The organism is Pseudomonas monsensis, assembly GCF_014268495.2.
GTDB classification, from domain to species: Bacteria; Pseudomonadota; Gammaproteobacteria; order Pseudomonadales; family Pseudomonadaceae; genus Aquipseudomonas; species Aquipseudomonas monsensis.
The window spans coordinates 1,381,594-1,401,821 of the sequence record NZ_CP077087.1; the positions used below are offsets into that span (position 1 = coordinate 1,381,594).

Sequence of the window (20,228 nt, forward strand, 5' to 3'; positions counted from 1 at the left end):
CTGTTATGCAGCCGCTCTTCTCTTCAGAAGAGTCTCGTGCAATCGTCTTACACGCTTGATGACAGGAGAAAAGTCCCGTAAATCAAGCGGTTGGGTGCTCTTGCGAGCACGTTTATAGGGGGGCGGCCATGGCCTTGTAGGGGATATTAATGGTGCGTATCTCCTGTCCTTCGTTTGTTGTCCAGTTGAGTCAACCATCTAGGCAAGTTGCCGTGACAACTTGGTTACATGGTTTTCTGCACTGCGTAAGTTATCTCGTACAAACTCGGCGATAATCGTTACCGGTGGTATGAGCTATGCATTTGGACATAGTTCCTACCCGCTCATCGCGAAAACTGAAATTTTTTGAAATATTGATAAAGATGGCACTGGTCGCAAATTGATAGCACTTTCGACTTGGGCCTTTATTAATCGGTGTGTAATCGCGCTAGATAGTTTTGTGCCACTACCGTAAAAAAATTTACGTGCCACTACTGAAAAAAAGCGGGGCTGTCGAGTGAAACTAAAATTAGAATTTGAGGGGACGATTTTATGGCGCCAATAAAGTGGCGAAATGCGGCGGGGGATTTTTGACATCGTGCGAGCTGCACGACTCTTTATAGAAAGCGTCGTGCAACCGGCATGCTTTATTCCGGAGCGTGGTCGCGCAAAAACACCAGATTGTCCACTTTCGATTGCTCGGCACTGTAGCGATAGCCCTGTACATCGAACTGTTTGAGGGCGGCTGGATCGTTGATGCGTTCCTGAATCACAAAGCGGCTCATCAGGCCACGGGCTTTCTTGGCGTAGAAGCTGATGATCTTGTACTGGCCATTCTTCAGGTCCTTGAACTCGGTGTTGATGATCCGTGCGTTCAGGGCACTGCGCTTGACCGCCGAGAAGTACTCGTTGGAGGCCAGGTTCAGCAGCACGTCATCACCTTGTTCGGCCAGTGCTTCGTTGAGCCATTCGCTGATGCGTGTGCCCCAGAAGGCATACAGATCCTTGCCGCGGGCGTTGGCCAGTTTGGTGCCCATTTCCAGGCGATACGCTTGCATCAGGTCCAGGGGACGCAGCAGACCATAGAGGCCGGAGAGCATGCGCAGGTGTCTTTGGGCATAGTCGAAATCGGCTTCGCTGAAGGATTGCGCGTCGAGACCGGTATAGACGTCGCCTTTGAACGCGAGCAGCGCCTGCTTGGCGTTCTCGGGGGTGAACGCCGGCGTCCAGCTGCCGAAGCGCGCAGCGTTGAGCCCGCCGATCTTGTCCGACACGTGCATCAATTCGCTGATCTGCGCCGGGGTCAGGTCGCGCAGTTGCTGGATCAGTTCCTGGGAGTGATCGAGGTATTGCGGCTGGGTGAAGCGCTGGGTCGCCGGCGGTGTTTCGTAATCGAGGGTCTTGGCGGGGGAAATCACCATCAGCATGAAGTCGTCTCCTTTAATCGTGGGGGCGATTCTAGGGGGTTGTCCGAGTTGACTCCAGCTATGGGGGTTATAGGTATGTGCCAAGGTCGGCATTTGCGACGGCTGGTGGATTTTTCCCTCACCCCAGCCCTCTCCCGGAGGGCGAGGGAGTTGAACGCGTAGGACTGTAGATTTACGCCGAACTGAGCTATTGAGTTGAATGCTGAATTTGAAATCCACACAGATCGGCCCCCTCTCCCTCCGGGAGAGGGCTGGGGTGAGGGCGGCGTCCTTCAACCTTGCACATCAGCTATAGTGCCGCGCGGGTTTTGTTATGGAGACATCCCTTTGCGCATTGTTCTTTTCTTCACCGCGTGGCTGTTGAGCTTCGGTGCCGTAGCGGCACCGGGCGATGTTGCGACGCTGGATCGCAGTACCTGGCCGGAACAGCTCGGCAATCCGACCTTGTTCGACGTGGCGTCACGGGCGGAAATCCTGATGTTCGCCCGAGTCCTGCTCGGCACCGAGTCGCTGGACGAAACCGCACTGGCCCAGCGTCTGGGCCTGCGCACGGTCAATATCGACGCGATCAACAGCCTGCGCCAACGCGTGTGGCAACGTCTGCTGAGCAACTACAACTATGCCCAGCAAAGCTGCGATCAGGATGCGTCGTTCTGTTTCCTCGTCGAAGACCTGCCGACCCTGCGCGAGCAGGCTGCCAAGTTTGTGGTCAGTGACGACAGCTATTACACCAAATGGGCCGAACCGAGCCGGATCTTCCATGTGCAGTACCTCGACGAACTGATGCGCAAAGCCGCGCTGTCGCCGCAGACCAGCAGCGAAGTCGATCGTTTCGGAGACTACGAGCGCAATGGCGACCAGATGCATGACCGGCTGTTTCTGCTGACTTTCGACAGCGCCGCAAACCTCCAGCCGGACAACACTGACTGGCTCGCGGACTACCTGCGCAAGGCGAATCTGAGCGGGACATTCTTTGTCTTGGGCAAGGATATTCAGGCACGTCTGGCCGATCGCTCGGTGAACAACCTGCAAGCAGAGTTCTCGAAACAGTGTGTCGGCGTGCAGGGCTGGGAGTTCCGCTCCCACAGCTATTGGCAGGACTGGCAGGACTCGGTACGTCGCAGTGCTGATCTGGTGAAGAGCAAGTTGCCGGAAAACTACGTGCCGCTGTTCCGGCCGCCGGAGGGGCAGCGCCGCAGTGATGCACAAGGTTTCTTCAATACCCAGGGCCTGCAAGTGGCCTTGTGGGACATAGATGCACAGGACGGCGCCGGCAAACTCAAGGGCAGTGCGAGTGCGCAGCGGGTGCTGACCCTGATGCTGTTGTGGCGGCACGGGGTGATCAATTTCAACATGAAACAGGATGCGGTGAAGACGTCGTTGCCGTGGCTGATCACGCAGACCGCACAAAGCGGTATCGGCTGGGAAGATTGTCAGGACGCGTTTCGCTGATAAGCGGAAAAAGCCCGGAAACATTGGGCTTGGGGCGATTTTCTTGAAGAAAACGATGCGGGCGGACTTCCGACTCTAACGGTGTCGGGGGAGTCCGCCAAGGGCTTTTCGTCACTTTGCAAAATAAACTTAAAAAAACCGTCAAAGTGCTTTTTTATGTCATGGGTTTTGGAGTATTACGAAGACAGACCGCCGAAACCTGCAACACAGGTGGCGTCTCCCAAGACCCATTTTGTGTGCAGTTCATCTGCTCCTCGAACAAGAGCTTCGCAGGTGAATTCGGCAGTCACTTCGAGGCGCAGCACCGCCGAGGTATTGCGTCGAATGGCTCCCACAAAGGTGACCGAGTATGGATGATCACGGACGTAGCCCTTCTTCCAACCAGCCAATCCTTTATGTACTCGATACCAACGTATTGATTCACGATCCAAACGCCCTGCTGAATTTCGAAGAACACCACGTCGCGATCCCGATGACCGTGCTCGAAGAGCTGGACAAGCTCAAGAGCGGGCATCACAGCGTCGCGGCCGAGTGCCGCCAGGCCATCCGGCTGATCGACAAGACCCTGGGCGATGCTTCCCCGGAAGACGTTGAACTGGGTGTACCGATCCAGCGTGGCAAGGGCGGTCCGAAGGGCTTGCTGTCAATTCTGATGAGCAAGCAGGCCGAATCGAGTCTGATTCTGCCCGAGCATCTGAACGACAACAAAATCATCAACCAACTGATCGACCTGCACACTCGCGATCCGAAAAAACCGGTAGTGCTGGTTACCAAAGACATCAACATGCGCCTCAAGGCGCGCGCCTGCGGGATTGATGCCGAGGATTACAGCACCGACCAACTGGTCGATGACGTGTCCTTGCTGCCCAACGGCTACCACAACATGACCGGCTCCTTCTGGGACCGCGTCAGCAAGGTCGAAACCCGTCAGGATCACGGTCGCACCTGGCACCAGGTGCAACTGATCGACAACCTTCCTGCGGTGCACATCAACGAGTTCATCATTGATGAACAGGGCTTCGTGGGCTGGATCAAGGAGATCGACGAGGCCAAGCTGCTGATCCTCGATCTGCATCAGGAACCGCTGCTGCACCAGGAAGCCTGGGGGCTCAAGCCACGCGACATCTATCAGAGTCTGGCGCTGTACGCGTTGCTCGATCCGGACATTCACCTGGTTAACCTGTCGGGTGCCGCAGGCTCCGGTAAAACCATTCTGGCGCTGGCCGCAGCCATCGAACAGACCATGGTCAGCAAGCGTTATCGGCGCATCATTGCCACCCGCAGCGTGCAGGGTCTGGACCAGGAAATCGGCTTCCTGCCCGGCACCGAAGCGGAAAAAATGGAGCCTTGGCTGGGCGCCATCACCGACAACCTCGAAGCCTTGCACATGGATGACGAAAACACCCATGGCAGCGTCGACTACATCCTCAGCAAAGTGCCGTTGCAGTTCAAATCGCTCAACTACATTCGCGGTCGCAGCTTCCAGCAGAGCCTGATCCTGATCGACGAATGCCAGAACCTCACGCCGCACCAGATGAAAACCATCATCACCCGGGCCGGCGCCGGTTCCAAAGTGGTGTGCCTGGGCAACCTGGCACAGATCGACACCCCTTACCTGTCCGCGACCAGCTCCGGGCTGACCTACCTGACCGAACGCTTCAAGGACTTCCCCAACGGTGTGCACATCACCCTGCAAGGGGTGCCTCGCTCGATCCTGGCCGAATACGCCGAATCTCACCTCTGAGAGGAGCAGCTCCAAGCCGCAAGCTGCAAGTGGTCCAAGTGAACTTCACTTGCCGCTTGAAGCTTGCGGCTTTCGGCTGTTTAAATGCGAGCTTTCCTGACGCCTGCCTACCGCGCTTTTAACTTGCCGCTTGTAGCTTGCCGCTTGCAGCTGCCTCAAGGAGGCCCCCGTGCTGACTCATCTCGATTCCCAAGGTCGCGCCAACATGGTCGACGTCACCGAAAAAGCCGTGACGTTCCGTGAAGCGACGGCTCAAGCGCTGGTGCGCATGCTCCCCGAAACGCTGCAGATGATCGTCAGCGGCGGCCATCCCAAGGGCGACGTGTTTGCCGTGGCGCGCATTGCCGGCATTCAGGCCGCGAAGAAGACCAGCGATCTGATCCCGCTGTGCCATCCGTTGATGCTGACCGGCGTCAAAGTCGAACTCAGCGCTGAAGGCGATGACAGCGTGCGCATCGTCGCCCGTTGCAAGCTCTCCGGGCAGACCGGCGTCGAGATGGAAGCCCTGACCGCTGCCAGCGTCGCCGCGCTGACCATCTATGACATGTGCAAAGCCGTGGATCGCGGCATGACCATCGAAAGCGTACGTCTGCTGGAGAAAATCGGCGGCAAGAGCGGGCACTTTCAGGCGGAGCAGCCATGAACCTGACCGTGAAGTTTTTCGCCCGTTACCGTGAGGCGCTGGGGGTTGATTCGGTAAAGGTCGAAGGTGATTTCGCCACTGTCGATGACGTGCGCGCATTGCTCGCGCAACGTGACGGCGCCGAGGTGTTGAGCGAGCAGAACCTGATGTGTGCGCGCAACGAGGATCTCTGCCAGCTCGACGAGCCAGTGGTCGATGGCGACGAAGTGGCGTTTTTCCCCACCGTGACCGGAGGCTGAGGCATGGCGATTCGTGTGCAGGCCACGCCGTTCGATCCGGGTGCCGAAGTCAATGCGATGCATGCGGCCAATGTCGGCGTCGGGGCGGTGGTGAGTTTTGTCGGTTATGTGCGCGACTTCAACGATGGGCTCGATGTCGCCGGGATGTTCCTCGAGCACTACCCGGGCATGACCGAAAAAGCCCTGGGCAAGATCGCTGTAGAAGCCGAGCAGCGCTGGCCGTTGCTGAAACTGGAAGTGCTGCACCGCATCGGCGCGCTGGAGCCCGGCGAGCCGATCGTCTTTGTCGGCGCCGCCAGCGCCCATCGCCAGGCCGCATTCGATGCCTGCGCCTTTGTCATGGACTACCTGAAAACCCGTGCGCCGTTCTGGAAGAAAGAAAACACCAGCGACGGCCCGCGTTGGGTCGAAGGGCGTGACAGCGATCACGCCGCCGCCGATCGCTGGAAGAAATAAGTCCTCTAGCGCCTTCGAATCCGCCATCGCTGGCAAGCCAGCTCCCACAGGGTTTTGCGTCGTGCACATATTTTTTGCGCACCACTGAAACTGTGGGAGCTGGCTTGCCAGCGATGAGGCTATCTGCAACACCAAAAAACCTCGCAGACACTCTCTTCTCCCTGATTGACGACTTGTACCTATGAGTCCAATATGGATTTCCAAGTACAAAAAACAGCTTCAGTCTGGCCGCTCGTAGCTCCCCGCTTCTAGCTGCTCTTCTTCATCTTGCCAAACCAACAACAACCCGCGAGAGAACGAACATGAAGAAATTCCCCCTCATCACCGGTCTGGCCCTGAGCCTGTTGGCGTGCACCAGCGCGTTCGCCGCCGAGCAAACCCTGCGCATCGGTATCGAAGCGGCTTACCCGCCGTTCGCCTCGAAAACCGACAAGGGCGAAATCGTCGGGTTCGACTACGACATCGGCAATGCCCTGTGCGCGCAGATGAAGGTCAAGTGTGTGTGGGTCGAGGGTGAGTTCGACGGTCTGATTCCTTCGCTCAAGGTGAAGAAAATCGACATGGCCCTGTCGTCGATGACCATCAACGAAGATCGCAAGAAGTCGGTGGATTTCACCCACAAGTACTATTTCACTTCGTCGCGGCTGGTGATGAAGGACGGCGCCACCGTCGATGATCAGTACGCCAGCCTCAAGGGCAAGAACGTCGGCGTGCAGCGCGCCACCACCACCGACCGTTATGCCACCGAGGTGTTCGAACCCAAGGGCATCAACGTCAAGCGCTACAGCAACAACGAAGAAATCTACATGGACCTGGCGGCCGGACGCCTCGATGCCATTTTTGCCGACACCATTCCGTTGAACGACTTTCTGTCGATGCCGCGCGGCAAGGGCTATGCGTTTGTCGGGCCGGAGCTGAAGGATCCGAAGTATGTGGGCGAGGGCGCCGGGATTGCGGTGCGCAAGGGCAATGCCGAGTTGGTCAGCCAGTTGAACACGGCCATCGACGGGATTCGTGCGAGTGGCGAGTATCAGAAAATTTCCGAGAAGTATTTCAAGTCCGACATCTACGGCGACTGATCGTCCGCTATCGCTGGCAAGCCAGCTCCCACAGGTTTTTGGGTGGACACAAACGCTGTGTTCGATTCAATAACTGTGGGAGCTGGCTTGCCAGCGATGGGGCCGCAACTGTCAATTCAGATCTCTAGCCCTTCAATTCCTTCAGGTGCTTGTACACCGTCGCCCGCCCCATGTTCAGCACATTGGCCACATAGTTCGACGCGCTCTTGCCCTTGAACGCGCCCTCGGCGTGCAGGGCCAGCACCAGCTCGCGTTTGTGATCGCGGGTCAGCAGATTCAGGCTCAGCTGCCGCTCGCGCAGCCAGGCGTGGAGGAAGGTGTTGATGCGCTCCTGCCAGTCATCGCGAAACAGAGAGTCCGGTTGCGGGATCAGTTTGCTCGGCGACAGAAACAGGTCCAGCGCCGCCTTCGCATTTTCGAACAGCGAAATATTCAGGTTGATGCACAGCACCGCCAGCGGCAGACCTTCGCTGTCGCGCAATACGGTGCTCAGGCTGCGGATTTTCTGACCGTCCCAGTTGAGCTTTTCGTACGGGCCGATGTTGCGGTCGCTGACATCTTCGCTAAGCATGTCTTCCAGCGACGACTCATCACCGATCACTCGCTTGGACAGATTGTTGGCGATGTAGTCGACCTTTTGCGTGCGCAGGTCGTGCAGCACCACTTCGGCGTGGGGAAAGAACAGCGTGGCGATGGCGTCGGCGATGGCACGGAAGTTATCCAGTGCCGGATCGAATTCGGGGGCAGTCATGACTGTTGAGCTCCAGGCGGCGTCAGCGCCCCCGTGCACGGGGGCGCTGCGAGTGTGCCGCAATCCGTTGGGCGCGTCATCCGCAGGGGCCATCAGCGCAGCCGTGAAGGGGAGAGCATGGCGCGGCTGAGGCCGAACTGCTGCAGATGCTCCGGCAACGACTGACCGCGCACCAGTGCCGCACTGGCCTGGCCCATCGCCGGTGAAGTCTGGATACCGTAACCGCCCTGCGCCGCGACCCAGAACAGCCCCGGCACCTGCTGATCGAAACCACTGAGCAGGTCACCATCGGCGACGAAGCTGCGCAAACCGGCCCAGGTCCGGGTCGGGCGGCGGATGGTCAGCGTCGTGGCTTCTTCGATCTGGTAGATGCCCATGGCGATGTCCAGCTCCTCCGGCTGCACGTCGTGAGGTTCGACCGGATCGGCATTCGCTGGCGAGCCGAGGAACATCCCGGCGTCGGGCTTCATGTAGAACGATTCGTCGAGGCTGACCAGCATCGGCCAGTGATGAATGTCGACGCCTTCGGGCCCGGCGAAGATAAACGCGGCGCGGCGTTTCGGTTGCAGGCCCAGCGGGCGGGCGCCGGCCAATGCGCCGATCTTGTCGGCCCAGGCGCCGGCGGCGTTGATGATGATCGGGGCGCTGAACGTCTGGCTATTGGTTTGCACTTGCCACTGGCCGTCAGCGTCGCGACTCAGGCTCAGTACCTCGCAATCGGTGTGGACTTCACCGTTGTTGCGGCGGATGCCGCGCAGGTAACCCTGATGCAGAGCGTCGGTGTCGATGTCGCTGGCGGTCGGGTCGTAGATCGCGCCATGGACTTTGTCCCGACGCAGGATCGGCAGACGGGCGCAGGCTTCGTCGGCGCTGAGTAATTGCATCTCCGGTACCGTGGCTTTGGCGCTGAGGTACTGGTTGTTCAGTTCAGCGGCGTCGCCGGTGAAATCGACAGTCATTTCGCCGCGCGGGGTCAGCAATGGATGCTCGCAGAAGCCACTCGGCGGCTGATCGAAAAACTCACGGCTGGCGAGGGTCAGCGCGCGCACCTGCGGCGTTCCGTACGCGGCGGTGTAGAGCGCCGCCGAGCGTCCGGTGGAGTGGTAAGCCGGGTGCGACTCACGTTCCAGCACGATCACTTTGGCGTGCGGCGACAGCCAGAAACCGGTGGAAGCGCCGGCAATTCCGCCGCCAATGATGATGAAGTCTGCCTGGCTCATGAATGTCTCCGGGGTGGACGCGATATCGAGAAGTTCGCGATCTCCTGCAGGAGTGAGCCTGCTCGCGATAGCGGTATATCAGTCAACGATAATGTTGAATGTAAAAGCGCTATCGCGAGCAGGCTCACTCCTACAGGGGATTTGGGGTGTTAGTTGGTCAAGTGATAAAGCGCATTGGCCAGGGCGATGTCTTCCAGGCCCAGACCAATTGAACGGAAAAATACGTGACGGTTGTAACCGGGGCGCGGCACTTTCTCGCTGAGCAGGTCGGCGAGGTCACCGACGATCAAATCCTTGCTCCAGCCATGCTGTTCGGTCGCGATCAGCATCTCACCGGCCGAACCCGGCGTGGTCAGACGATAGTCACAGAATACCTGCATGTCGCCCAGGTTCTGCGGCGGCACTTCATGGGCGCGCGGGGCGTTGGTGCTGATCGAGGTGATCAGCGCCGGTTTGCTCAAGGTGGCCGGGTCGATGACCGGCCCGGCGGACGAGGTGCAGAGCATGATCACGTCAGCATCGTCGAGGGCGGTGTCGCGGCTGTCGGCAATTTTCACGCCCGGGAAGATCGCTTTCAGCTGCGCCCGGGTTCGCGCATCTTCCGACAGGCTCGGCGAATACACGCTGATGCTCTGCCAGTCGCGCAAGCCTTTCACATAATGAAGATGTGCCTGAGCAACCTTGCCGCTGCCGATGATCGCCAGTCGCGACGCATCCAGCGGGGCGAGGGCATCGACCGCCACTGCCGTGGTCGCGGCGGTACGTGCGGTGGTCAGTTCAGCGGCATCGCACAGCAGCAGTGGCTGACCGGTGTGCATCGACATCAACAGTGTCCACGCTGTTACCAGTGCACCTTGCTCGCGAACGATATACGGCGAGGTTTTCACGCCGTACACACCGTCCTCGGCCAGCACGCCCAGATAATTGATGAAGTCGCCGGCACCCTGCGGGAATTCCACCAGTTGCTGCGCCGGTTGCACGGCATGGCCGGCGGCAAGATCGCGGAACAGCTTGCGCAGGATCTGCGGCACATCAATGCGCGCCAGCAGCGCACGAGCCTCGGCTTGGTCAATCACGTAGGGCTTACTGGACATGTCAGGCTCCGCGGTCTAGATGTAAACTAATTTGTCCATTATGGACTTTTAGTTTTGTCTAGCAAGCGCCTGATGAACTGCCGGGCGAAAAAAAAGCGCAGTCCGTCGCCGGCTGCGCTTCTTTTAATGGCGTCGCTTACTGTGGACGCTTGCGCTCAACCGCACGCAGCAGATGCGTCGGTGGCGTTTCACAGCTGATCTTGCGGCCCAGCTTCTCTTCGATGGACGGCAACTGGTAGGAGTCGTCTTCACCGGCGAAGCTGATCGACACCCCGTCGGCACCCGCGCGACCGGTACGGCCGATGCGGTGCACGTAGTCGTCCGGCACTTCCGGCAGGGTGAAGTTGATCACGTGGCTGATGCCGTCGATGTGGATGCCGCGACCGGCGACATCGGTGGCCACCAGTACGCGGATCTTGCCTTCGCGGAAGCCTTCCAGGGTCTTGATGCGCTTGTGTTGCGGCACGTCGCCGGACAGTTGCGCGGCGTTGATGCCGTCACGCACCAGGCGTTCTTCGATACGGCGCACTTCGTCCTTGCGGTTGGCAAACACGATCACCCGCTCCCAGCCGTTGTCGTTGACCAGGTTGTAGAGCAGTTTGTATTTGTCGGCACCGGCTACCGCGTAAATGTGCTGCTCGACGTTTTCGTTGGCCACGTTGGTGACTTCGATTTCGACGATCGCAGGATCGGTGGTCCATTGCTTGGCCAGGTTCATCACGTCTTCGGTGAAGGTCGCGGAGAACAGCAGGGTCTGGCGTTCGCTTTTCGGTGGGGTCTGGCGAATGATCTGCCGCACTTGCGGGATGAAGCCCATGTCGAGCATGCGGTCGGCTTCGTCCAGCACCATCACTTCGACCATGTCCAGGTGCACGTCGCCACGCTGGTTGAAGTCGAGCAGACGGCCCGGGGTAGCGACGAGGATGTCGCAGTGCCGCGCTTCGAGGTGTTTGAGCTGCTTGTCGAAATCCATACCGCCCACGAACGTCATCACGTTGAGGCCGGTGTACTTGGTCAGGTCGGCGGCGTCCTTGGCGATCTGCACCACCAGCTCACGGGTCGGCGCGATGATCAGCGCACGGGGTTCGCCCATGTAGCGTTCTTTCGGCGGCGGTGTCTGCAACAGCTGAGTGATGATCGAGATCAGGAACGCGGCGGTCTTGCCGGTACCGGTCTGCGCCCGACCGATGGCGTCTTTGCCGGCGAGGGTAAAACCCAGCACCTGCGCCTGGATCGGCGTGCAATACGGAAACCCCAGGTCCTGGATGGCGTGCATCAGTTCTGGAGCGAGTTTGAAATCGTGAAAGCGGGTTTTGCCTTCCTGGGGCTCGACGGCGAAATCTTCGAGTTTCCAGGGAATGACCGGTGCCTTGGGCTTCGGTTCGCGGCGCGGCCTGGCCGGTTTCGGTGCTTCGGTGCGCACAGGTGCGGCGGCGATAGCAGATTGCGGCTCGGACTCGGGTATCGCTACCGGAGCCGGACGTTCAGCCTTGGGCGCATCGCTGCGGGGGCCGGGGGCGTGCGACGGCGCACTGGGAACTGGCGCGAGCTGCTCAGCCTCGCTTTTACCGAACATTTTCTTGAGTGCTTCGAGCACGGTCATCTCATCAATTGATTAAGGAATGTACGCCGGCCAGTGTAATGCAAGAAACGGGCGCGGCGTAGTGGGATGATCAAAGCGGTCCGCCAAGCGGCCGAATCAGCGCAGGCGCTCGCTCAGCCAGATGCCGATATCGCGAATTTCTTCGGGTAACACTTCGTGCTCCATTGGGTATTCCTGCCATGTCACGGTGACACCATGCTTCACCAAATGCTCATAGGCACTGCGCCCCATCGAGTTCTGCACCACGTTATCGAACTGGCCGTGCAGGCACAGAGCGGGAATGCGCTGCTGACTGGCGGAAAACTCCATCTCGTCGGTAAAGGTCGGGGCATACGTGGAGAGGGCAAGGACGCCACCCAACGGGCCTTCCCATTTCCTGAAAGCGGTGTGCAGCACTACGGCGCCACCCTGGGAAAAACCGGCAAGGAAAATCCGCGAGGCGTCTATTCCGCTAGCTCGCTGCACGTCGATCAGTTTGACGATGCGATCTGACGATTCTTCCAGTTGCTCGCGGTCAATCGCCCGCGCCGGGCTCATGGCCTTTATGTCGTACCAGCTCGGCATTGCATAGCCGCCATTGATGGTGACGGGCAGGGTTGGCGCCTGCGGCAGGACGAAGCGAGTGCTCAGCAAGGTTTCCTGCAGGGCTTCGGCCACTGGCAGGAAGTCGTAGCGATCAGCGCCGAGGCCGTGCAGCCAGATAACGCAGGCGTCTGCGTGCTTGACGGGTTCAAGAATAAGGGGCTCGGTCATGGCTGCTCCAATAGTGTGCGGGCGCGCTCATTGAGTGCGTGATTTGCGTGCGCGCCCGGTCGATCCGTTAAGAAGATGTCGCAAGGCTACAAGTTTTGCTATTGACCTGTCGCGCAATCGCTTAAGCAAGCGGTGTGGTACGGGCTTTGCTTTGGAGGACTCTGTACGAAGCATCCTGCGCGCGGCGGTAACACTATCAGTGTACGACTTGCGACGGGATTGCAACGAATCCGGTGATGGATGTTCGCCAATGGCCACTACGGGCTTAGCGAACGTGAAAGGGCTACAGCCCGTTCGGCCGATTGGTGAGAAGTGAGTTGTCCATGATGTGGATTTTCTCCTACTAGACTCATAGCGAAGGTCTTACGTCGGTTGACCCCAAAAAAAGCCAACACGGGTCAACAACGCCTCAAAAGGGTGCGACTGGACTCAAGCTCCGACACAACAAGAGCAAAACTGGAGGTTTGAATGAAGATGTTGAAATCCACTCTGGCGATCGTGACTGCAGCAACAGTGCTCGGCGTCAGCGGGTTCGCTCAGGCGGGTGCAACCCTGGATGCCGTGCAGAAGAAAGGTTTCGTGCAGTGTGGCGTGAGCGACGGTCTGCCGGGCTTCTCGGTTCCGGACGCAACCGGCAAGATCCTCGGCATCGACGCTGACGTCTGCCGTGCCGTTGCCGCTGCGGTATTCGGCGACGCGACCAAGGTCAAGTTCAGTCAGTTGAACGCCAAGGAGCGCTTCACCGCGCTGCAATCGGGCGAGATCGACATCCTGTCGCGCAACACCACCATGACCAGCTCGCGTGACGCAGGCATGGGCCTGAAATTCCCGGGCTTCATCACCTACTACGATGGCATCGGCTTCCTGGTAAACAACAAGCTGGGCGTGAAGAGTGCCAAGGAACTGGACGGTGCAACCATCTGCATCCAGGCCGGTACCACCACCGAGCTGAACGTTTCCGACTACTTCCGTGGCAACGGTCTGAAATACACCCCGATCACCTTCGACACCTCCGATGAAAGCGCCAAGTCGCTGGAATCCGGTCGTTGCGACGTGCTGACCTCGGACAAATCCCAACTCTTCGCCCAGCGTTCCAAGCTGGCGTCGCCGAAGGACTACGTGGTTCTGCCGGAAACCATTTCCAAAGAACCGCTGGGCCCGGTCGTGCGTAACGGCGACGACGAGTGGTTGGCCATCGTGCGCTGGGTTGGCTACGCGCTGCTCAACGCTGAAGAAGCCGGCATCACTTCGAAGAACGTCGAAGCCGAAGCCAAGTCGACCAAGAACCCGGACGTCGCGCGGATGCTCGGCGCTGACGGTGAATACGGTAAAGACCTGAAGCTGCCGAAAGACTGGGTTGTGCAGATCGTCAAGCAAGTCGGCAACTACGGTGAAATCTTCGAGAAAAACCTCGGCAAGAGCACGCCGCTGGAAATCGACCGTGGCCTGAACGCCCTGTGGAACAACGGCGGCATTCAGTACGCACCACCAGTGCGCTAATGGTTCTATCGCCCGGCGGGCCAACCGCCGGGTGATGTTCTTGTTCCATTTCTTCCGGGGCACTTCATGCAAAATTCAATCGGCGCACCAAAGCAGAGGCTCAGCCTCAGCGATCCACGAGTGCGTGCGTGGCTCTTCCAGATCATCACCGTTGTGGCGGTGGTCTCGCTGGGCTGGTACCTGTTCGACAACACGCAAACCAACCTTCAGCACCGGGGCATTACCTCCGGTTTCGGCTTTCTGGAGCGCAGTGCCGGGTTCGGCATCGCTCAACACCTGATCGACTACACCGAAGCGGACAGTTATGCCCGGGTGTTTGTCATCGGTCTGCTCAACACGTTGCTGGTGACCGTGATCGGCGTGATCCTGGCGACGATCCTCGGGTTCATCATCGGTGTGGCGCGGCTGTCGCAGAACTGGATCATCAGCAAACTGGCGACCGTGTATGTGGAAGTGTTCCGCAACATTCCGCCGCTGCTGCAAATCCTGTTCTGGTATTTCGCGGTGTTCCTGACCATGCCGGGGCCGCGCAACAGTCACAACTTCGGCGACACCTTCTTCGTCAGCAGCCGTGGCCTGAACATGCCGGCCGCGCTGGCAGCCGACGGCTTCTGGGCGTTCGTGATCAGCATCGTCGTGGCCATCATCGCCACGGTCCTGATGTGCCGCTGGGCCAACAAACGCTTCGAAGAAACCGGCGTGCCGTTCCACAAGTTCTGGACGGGGCTGGCGATCATGCTGGTGATCCCGGCCTTGTGCGCGCTGATCTTCGGCGCCCCGCTGCACTGGGAGATGCCGAAGCTGCAAGGCTTCAACTTCGTCGGTGGCTGGGTGCTGATCCCGGAATTGCTCGCCCTGACGCTGGCCCTGACCGTGTACACCGCGGCGTTCATCGCCGAGATCGTGCGCTCCGGGATCAAGTCGGTCAGCCACGGCCAGACCGAAGCGGCACGCTCCCTGGGCCTGCGCAACGGTCCGACCCTGCGCAAGGTGATCATCCCGCAAGCCCTGCGCGTGATCATTCCGCCACTGACCAGCCAATACCTGAACCTGGCGAAAAACTCGTCCCTGGCGGCCGGTATCGGTTACCCGGAAATGGTTTCGCTGTTCGCCGGCACCGTGCTCAACCAGACCGGTCAGGCGATCGAGGTGATTGCCATCACCATGAGCGTTTACCTGGCGATCAGTATCAGCATTTCCCTGCTGATGAACTGGTACAACAAGCGCATTGCGCTGATCGAGCGGTAAGGAAAAGCGCATGAGTACTCATACTTTCAAACCCGACATGCCCCCACCGAGCAGCAGCATCGGTGTGGTGGCATGGATGCGCGCGAACATGTTCTCCAGCTGGCTCAACACCCTGCTGACGCTGTTCGCGTTCTACCTGATCTATCTGGTGGTTCCTCCGATTCTCAGTTGGGCGATTCTCGATGCCAACTGGGTCGGCACCACTCGCGCCGATTGCACCAAGGACGGCGCCTGCTGGGTGTTCATTCAGCAGCGTTTTGGTCAGTTCATGTACGGCTACTACCCGCCGGAACTGCGCTGGCGCGTGGACCTGACCGTGTGGCTGGCGGTGATCGGCGTGGCGCCACTGTTCATCTCGCGCTTCCCGCGTAAAGCGGTGTACGGGCTGAGCTTCCTGGTGCTGTACCCGATCATTGCCTACATCCTGCTGCACGGCGGTTTCGGTCTGAGCAATGTGGCGACCAGCCAGTGGGGCGGTTTGATGCTGACCCTGGTGATCGCCACGGTCGGTATCGCCGGGGCCTTGCCACTGGGGATTGTGCTGGCGCTGGGGCGCCGTTCGAACATGCCGGCGATTCGTGTGGTCTGCGTGACCTTCATCGAATTCTGGCGCGGCGTGCCGTTGATCACGGTGCTGTTCATGTCCTCGGTGATGCTGCCGCTGTTCCTGCCCGAAGGCATGAACTTCGACAAACTGCTGCGGGCGCTGATCGGCGTGATTCTGTTCCAGTCGGCCTATGTGGCCGAGGTGGTGCGCGGCGGTCTGCAAGCGATCCCGAAAGGTCAGTACGAAGCGGCTGCGGCGATGGGCCTCGGCTACTGGCGTGCGATGGGCCTGGTGATTCTGCCGCAAGCCCTGAAGCTGGTGATTCCCGGCATCGTCAACACCTTCATTGCGCTGTTCAAGGACACCAGTCTGGTGATCATCATCGGCCTGTTTGACCTGCTCAACAGCGTCAAGCAAGCCGCTGCCGATCCGAAATGGCTGGGCATGGCCACCGAAGGCTACGTGTTCGCCGCCCTGGTGTTCTGGATTTTCTGTTTTGGTATGTCGCGCTATTCCATGCATCTGGAACGCAAGCTCGACACTGGCCACAAGCGTTAGGAGTTCTGTAAATGAGTGAAGCAATCAAAAAGCCTGTAGGTCCTGAAGGCATTATTCAGATGCAGGGCGTGAACAAGTGGTACGGCCAGTTCCACGTGCTGAAAGACATCAACCTCAACGTCAAACAGGGCGAGCGTATCGTCCTGTGCGGCCCATCGGGTTCCGGCAAGTCGACCACCATTCGCTGCCTCAATCGTCTGGAAGAACACCAGCAGGGCCGCATCGTCGTCGACGGCGTGGAACTGACCAACGACCTCAAGCAGATCGAAGCGATCCGCCGCGAAGTCGGCATGGTGTTCCAGCACTTCAACCTGTTCCCGCACCTGACCATTTTGCAGAACTGCACCCTGGCGCCAATGTGGGTGCGCAAGATGCCCAAGCGCAAGGCCGAGGAAATCGCCATGCATTACCTGGAGCGCGTACGCATTCCAGAGCAGGCGCACAAGTTTCCGGGGCAACTGTCCGGTGGTCAGCAACAGCGTGTGGCGATTGCCCGCGCGCTGTGCATGAAGCCGAAAATCATGCTGTTCGACGAACCGACCTCGGCGCTCGACCCGGAAATGGTGAAAGAAGTGCTCGACACCATGATCGGTCTGGCTGAAGACGGCATGACCATGCTCTGCGTGACCCACGAAATGGGCTTCGCCCGCACCGTGGCCAACCGCGTGATCTTCATGGACAAGGGCGAAATCGTTGAACAGGCGGCGCCGAATGACTTCTTTGATAATCCGCAGAATGATCGGACTAAGTTGTTCTTGAGTCAGATTTTGCATTGATGGTTTTTGCGTAAATCAAACCCGGCCTTGTGCCGGGTTTGTTTTTTGGAGTCAGGAAGCGGTGAGGGTTTCGTGTTCCTTGTGCACGGTGTGGGTGAAACCTCGCAGGTCTGCGCCTTCAGCCAAGGTCTGGATATCGACGAGCATGTAGGGATGACGATCCAATAGACGCATCAGCAGCACCAATGCTTTGGGTGGAAGTAACTCACCGCGTTCGTAGCGAGAGAATGCGTTATGCCCGCCACCAGAGAGCAGTTGCACCGTCTCTTTCTGCGTCAGGTGCAGTTTGCGTCGAATACGTTTCATCTCGGCGCCGATCATTTGTCTGCCAGCGAGAACCAACTCGTCACCGGCATTACAATAACGCTCAGCACTATCGGTGTCGAAATCCCATTCCACTTCACCGCACTTCTGGCACTCCCAACCAGATAGATCGTCTACACGGCGCTCCATGCCTTTGACACTCAGGGTTTCTCCGCGACCCTCGAAATGCCTCATTCCCTCACGTGCACCGCAGCTGACACATTGCTGGGTTTTCATGGGTTTTTCTCCTTGAAGGAGATTGCCGGTGGGCTGCCGCCGGGGCGGTAGGTCACCTTGATGTAAATCTCCTGATCTCGTGAATTGATGTGATACACGTCTTGCCAGATTCGATGATCGTCATAAGTAGTCATCGATTTGTACAACATCCGGGTTTGTAGCTCGAAAACGATCTCTAGCATTTCGCTGAGGTTGAAGCCGAGCTTCTCCGCTGATTTGACCGAAGCTTTTGTGAACGCTTTTTGACCTAACCGCCTCACCTCAGCCTTGATTACCGCCAGCTCATAATGGGGTGTGTTCTTTTCCATAAGAAACCAAAACCCTGTCCCTGAAATTACCCTTAAAGGGTAATTTTGACCAATCGAAAATGCCGCTCCATGTGTCTCCGATTGACCCTAGGTGGTTGCCGTCCTACACGGGTCTGACTAACATGTCAGAAAATTCATCCTATGATTGGATGAAAGGGCGAATCCTATGTCAGACATTTCTCCACTTATCAAACGATCCTTGGTCGATCAGGCCCTGGATCAACTCCGCCAGCGCATCAACAGCGGTGCCTGGAAGGTCGGCGAGCGTCTGCCGACCGAGCCGGAGCTGTGTGCCGAGCTGGGCATCAGCCGCAACACCGTGCGCGAAGCCATGCGCGTGCTGGCGTTTTCCGGATTGATCGAGATTCGCCAGGGCGATGGCAGTTACTTGCGCGCCGTGGTTGATCCGCTCGACACGCTCAAAGCCTTGTCGCGCTGCTCGCTCGATCAGGCACGGGAAACCCGACATATCCTCGAAGTCGAGGCCATCGGCCTGGCGGCGTTGCGCCGTACCGACGAGGACCTCGTCGCATTACGTGAGGCGCTTGGCACCAGCGGCAGCCACTACCACGGCGATCTCGACACCTACATCGCTTGCGATCTGGTGTTCCACCGCCGTCTGGTCGACGCCGCGCACAACCCGACCCTCAGCGAGCTGTATCGCTATTTCTCCAGCATCGTCGGCGCGCAATTGCGCCAGACCCTGAACATCGTCCCGCGCCGTCAGGAAGTGTTCGACTTGCACATCGAGCTGCTCGATGCGGTCGAGCAACGCGATCCGGAACGGGCCAAAGCCTTGTCGAGGCAGTTGATCAATGAACCTTGAAACCGAGAAGACCATGTCACGCAGTGAGATATCCACAACCCCGAAGCGCACGGCAGAACTCGAAGAGCTGCTGATCGACGCCGAAGCCGATGATGAACAAGTGCAGCAGAACCACCCGCTGGTGCGCCGGCCATGGCTGTTGCTGCTGGGCTTGATTCTGGTGGCGCTGAACCTGCGTCCGGCGCTGTCGAGCATGGCGCCGCTGCTCAGCGACGTGTCGAAAAGCCTTGGTTTGTCGGCAGCTCAGGCCGGTTTGCTGACCACGTTGCCGGTGCTCTGCCTCGGTTTGTTTGCACCGCTCGCGCCGATTCTGGCGCGCCGCTTCGGTGCCGAGCGGGTGGTGTTGGGGATTCTGCTGACGCTGGCCGGCGGCATCATTTTGCGCAGCAACTTTGGTGAGATCGGCCTGTTTGCTGGCAGTGTATTGGGCGGTGCGAGCATTGGTATTGTCGGGGTATTGCTGCCAGGCATTGTCAAACGCGACTTTGCCAGGCACGCCGGGACCATGACCGGTGTCTACACCATGGCGCTGTGTCTGGGCGCGGCGATGGCGGCGGGGTCCAGCGTGCCGTTGAGTGAGCATTTCGATCACAGTTGGGCGATGGGCCTGGGTTTCTGGGTCATTCCGGCGCTGGTTGCGGCAGTGTTCTGGTTGCCGCAAGTCGGGCAGAAACACGGTGCGCACAATGTTGCCTATCGTGTGCGCGGTCTGCTGCGTGATCCGCTGGCATGGCAGGTGACCTTGTACATGGGCCTGCAATCGTCGCTGGCCTACATCGTGTTTGGCTGGTTGCCGTCGATCCTGATCGGTCGTGGTCTGACGCCGACCCAGGCCGGTCTGGTGTTGTCCGGTTCGGTGATCATTCAACTGGCCAGCTCCCTCGCGGCACCGTGGCTGGCGACTCGCGGCAAGGATCAGCGTCTGGCGATCGTGATCGTGATGGCCCTGACCCTTGGTGGTTTGTTCGGTTGTCTGTATGCGCCGATCGACGGCCTGTGGGGCTGGGCGATTCTGCTGGGCCTGGGGCAGGGGGGCACGTTCAGCCTGGCCCTGACGTTGATCGTGCTGCGCTCGCGCGATTCCCATGTTGCGGCGAACCTGTCGAGCATGTCCCAGGGCTTCGGCTACACCCTGGCCTCGATGGGGCCGTTCGCGGTCGGCGTGGTGCATGACTGGACCGGTGGCTGGAACGCGGTGGGCTGGATTTTCGGGATCATCGGCACCGGCGCGATCATTGCCGGGCTGGGTGCGGGCCGGGCGCTGTACGTGCAAGTGCAAAGCGAAAAAATCTGACGCGTAACCCTTTTTGGGGGCCAATGATATCCAATGTGGGAGCGAGCTTGCTCGCGAAGACGGTGGTTCAGGCAAAGATCATGTTGAATGTGCCGGCCTCTTCGCGAGCAAGCTCGCTCCCACAGTTTTTGGGGCGCCTTGAAGATCGTGCGTGGTATTCGGTTTACGAATGCCGATAGTGTTTCTGCGCA

The 20,228-nt window shown here is 59.0% G+C and carries 20 protein-coding genes; 12 read left to right on the plus strand and 8 right to left on the minus strand.

The window, feature by feature from the left end:
- Positions 1-626: 626 nt before the first annotated feature.
- Positions 627-1,406, minus strand: a complete 780-nt coding sequence (yaaA, locus tag HV782_RS05855) for a peroxide stress protein YaaA (protein ID WP_186745501.1) — start codon at positions 1,404-1,406, stop codon at positions 627-629.
- 327 nt (positions 1,407-1,733) lie between these two features.
- On the opposite strand from yaaA, the gene HV782_RS05860 reads away from it, so the two are divergent.
- From HV782_RS05860 to HV782_RS05885, 6 genes are all read left to right on the plus strand, one after another.
- Positions 1,734-2,858, plus strand: a complete 1,125-nt coding sequence (locus HV782_RS05860) for a polysaccharide deacetylase family protein (RefSeq protein ID WP_186745499.1) — start codon at positions 1,734-1,736, stop codon at positions 2,856-2,858.
- Positions 2,859-3,207: 349 nt separating this feature from the next.
- A complete protein-coding gene (locus HV782_RS05865) occupies positions 3,208-4,602 on the plus strand; it encodes a PhoH family protein (protein ID WP_128614819.1) in 1,395 nt (464 codons plus the stop codon).
- A gap of 169 nt (positions 4,603-4,771) precedes the next feature.
- Positions 4,772-5,245: a cyclic pyranopterin monophosphate synthase MoaC gene (moaC, locus tag HV782_RS05870; protein ID WP_186745497.1), complete on the plus strand. Its 474-nt coding sequence runs from the start codon at positions 4,772-4,774 to the stop codon at positions 5,243-5,245.
- Positions 5,242-5,484: a MoaD/ThiS family protein gene (locus HV782_RS05875; RefSeq protein ID WP_016985014.1), complete on the plus strand. Its 243-nt coding sequence runs from the start codon at positions 5,242-5,244 to the stop codon at positions 5,482-5,484. The genes moaC and HV782_RS05875 overlap by 4 nt, the downstream gene beginning before the upstream one ends.
- A 3-nt stretch (positions 5,485-5,487) precedes the next feature.
- On the plus strand, positions 5,488-5,940 hold the full coding sequence (gene moaE, locus HV782_RS05880; protein ID WP_016771590.1) for a molybdopterin synthase catalytic subunit MoaE: 453 nt from the start codon (positions 5,488-5,490) through the stop codon (positions 5,938-5,940).
- A gap of 302 nt (positions 5,941-6,242) precedes the next feature.
- The gene (locus HV782_RS05885; RefSeq protein ID WP_123464852.1) at positions 6,243-7,019 is read left to right on the plus strand and encodes an ABC transporter substrate-binding protein; all 777 of its coding nucleotides are present in this window, start codon (positions 6,243-6,245) and stop codon (positions 7,017-7,019) included.
- Between the two features lie 124 nt (positions 7,020-7,143).
- On the opposite strand, the gene HV782_RS05890 is transcribed toward HV782_RS05885, so the two are convergent.
- From HV782_RS05890 to HV782_RS05910, 5 genes are all read right to left on the minus strand, one after another.
- The gene (locus tag HV782_RS05890; protein WP_123464853.1) at positions 7,144-7,770 is read right to left on the minus strand and encodes a helix-turn-helix transcriptional regulator; all 627 of its coding nucleotides are present in this window, start codon (positions 7,768-7,770) and stop codon (positions 7,144-7,146) included.
- A gap of 92 nt (positions 7,771-7,862) precedes the next feature.
- Positions 7,863-8,990, minus strand: a complete 1,128-nt coding sequence (locus tag HV782_RS05895; protein WP_186745494.1) for an NAD(P)/FAD-dependent oxidoreductase — start codon at positions 8,988-8,990, stop codon at positions 7,863-7,865.
- Between the two features lie 149 nt (positions 8,991-9,139).
- Complete coding sequence (locus HV782_RS05900; protein ID WP_186745491.1) at positions 9,140-10,084, minus strand: ornithine cyclodeaminase family protein; 945 nt, start codon at positions 10,082-10,084, stop codon at positions 9,140-9,142.
- Positions 10,085-10,220: 136 nt separating this feature from the next.
- Positions 10,221-11,687 (minus strand): ATP-dependent RNA helicase RhlB, encoded by a 1,467-nt coding sequence (gene rhlB / locus HV782_RS05905; protein ID WP_186745489.1) that lies wholly within the window; start codon positions 11,685-11,687, stop codon positions 10,221-10,223.
- A gap of 96 nt (positions 11,688-11,783) precedes the next feature.
- The gene (locus tag HV782_RS05910; protein ID WP_186745487.1) at positions 11,784-12,440 is read right to left on the minus strand and encodes an alpha/beta hydrolase; all 657 of its coding nucleotides are present in this window, start codon (positions 12,438-12,440) and stop codon (positions 11,784-11,786) included.
- A 468-nt stretch (positions 12,441-12,908) separates the two neighbouring features.
- Here HV782_RS05910 and HV782_RS05915 point away from each other — a divergent pair, with 468 nt between their 5' ends.
- The 4 genes from HV782_RS05915 (at position 12,909) to HV782_RS05930 (ending at position 17,069) form a co-directional block, all read left to right on the plus strand.
- Complete coding sequence (locus HV782_RS05915) at positions 12,909-13,940, plus strand: amino acid ABC transporter substrate-binding protein (protein ID WP_095050968.1); 1,032 nt, start codon at positions 12,909-12,911, stop codon at positions 13,938-13,940.
- A 66-nt stretch (positions 13,941-14,006) separates the two neighbouring features.
- Positions 14,007-15,188, plus strand: a complete 1,182-nt coding sequence (locus HV782_RS05920; protein WP_123464863.1) for an amino acid ABC transporter permease — start codon at positions 14,007-14,009, stop codon at positions 15,186-15,188.
- A gap of 10 nt (positions 15,189-15,198) precedes the next feature.
- Positions 15,199-16,293: an amino acid ABC transporter permease gene (locus HV782_RS05925; protein ID WP_128614619.1), complete on the plus strand. Its 1,095-nt coding sequence runs from the start codon at positions 15,199-15,201 to the stop codon at positions 16,291-16,293.
- Positions 16,294-16,304: 11 nt separating this feature from the next.
- A complete protein-coding gene (locus HV782_RS05930; protein ID WP_003221897.1) occupies positions 16,305-17,069 on the plus strand; it encodes an amino acid ABC transporter ATP-binding protein in 765 nt (254 codons plus the stop codon).
- 51 nt (positions 17,070-17,120) lie between these two features.
- Here the strand turns inward: HV782_RS05930 and HV782_RS05935 are convergent, their stop codons facing one another.
- Entirely contained in the window at positions 17,121-17,609 is a 489-nt protein-coding gene (locus HV782_RS05935) for a type II toxin-antitoxin system MqsA family antitoxin (protein WP_128614618.1), read from the minus strand.
- Positions 17,606-17,917, minus strand: a complete 312-nt coding sequence (locus tag HV782_RS05940; protein WP_186745484.1) for a type II toxin-antitoxin system MqsR family toxin — start codon at positions 17,915-17,917, stop codon at positions 17,606-17,608. The genes HV782_RS05935 and HV782_RS05940 overlap by 4 nt, the downstream gene beginning before the upstream one ends.
- Positions 17,918-18,083: 166 nt before the next feature.
- On the opposite strand from HV782_RS05940, the gene HV782_RS05945 reads away from it, so the two are divergent.
- Positions 18,084-18,743, plus strand: coding sequence for a FadR/GntR family transcriptional regulator (locus tag HV782_RS05945; RefSeq protein WP_123464869.1), 660 nt, complete (start codon positions 18,084-18,086; stop codon positions 18,741-18,743).
- Positions 18,733-20,037, plus strand: coding sequence for a CynX/NimT family MFS transporter (locus HV782_RS05950; RefSeq protein WP_186745482.1), 1,305 nt, complete (start codon positions 18,733-18,735; stop codon positions 20,035-20,037). Before HV782_RS05945 ends, HV782_RS05950 begins: the two co-directional genes overlap by 11 nt.
- The last annotated feature ends 191 nt before the right edge of the window (positions 20,038-20,228 follow it).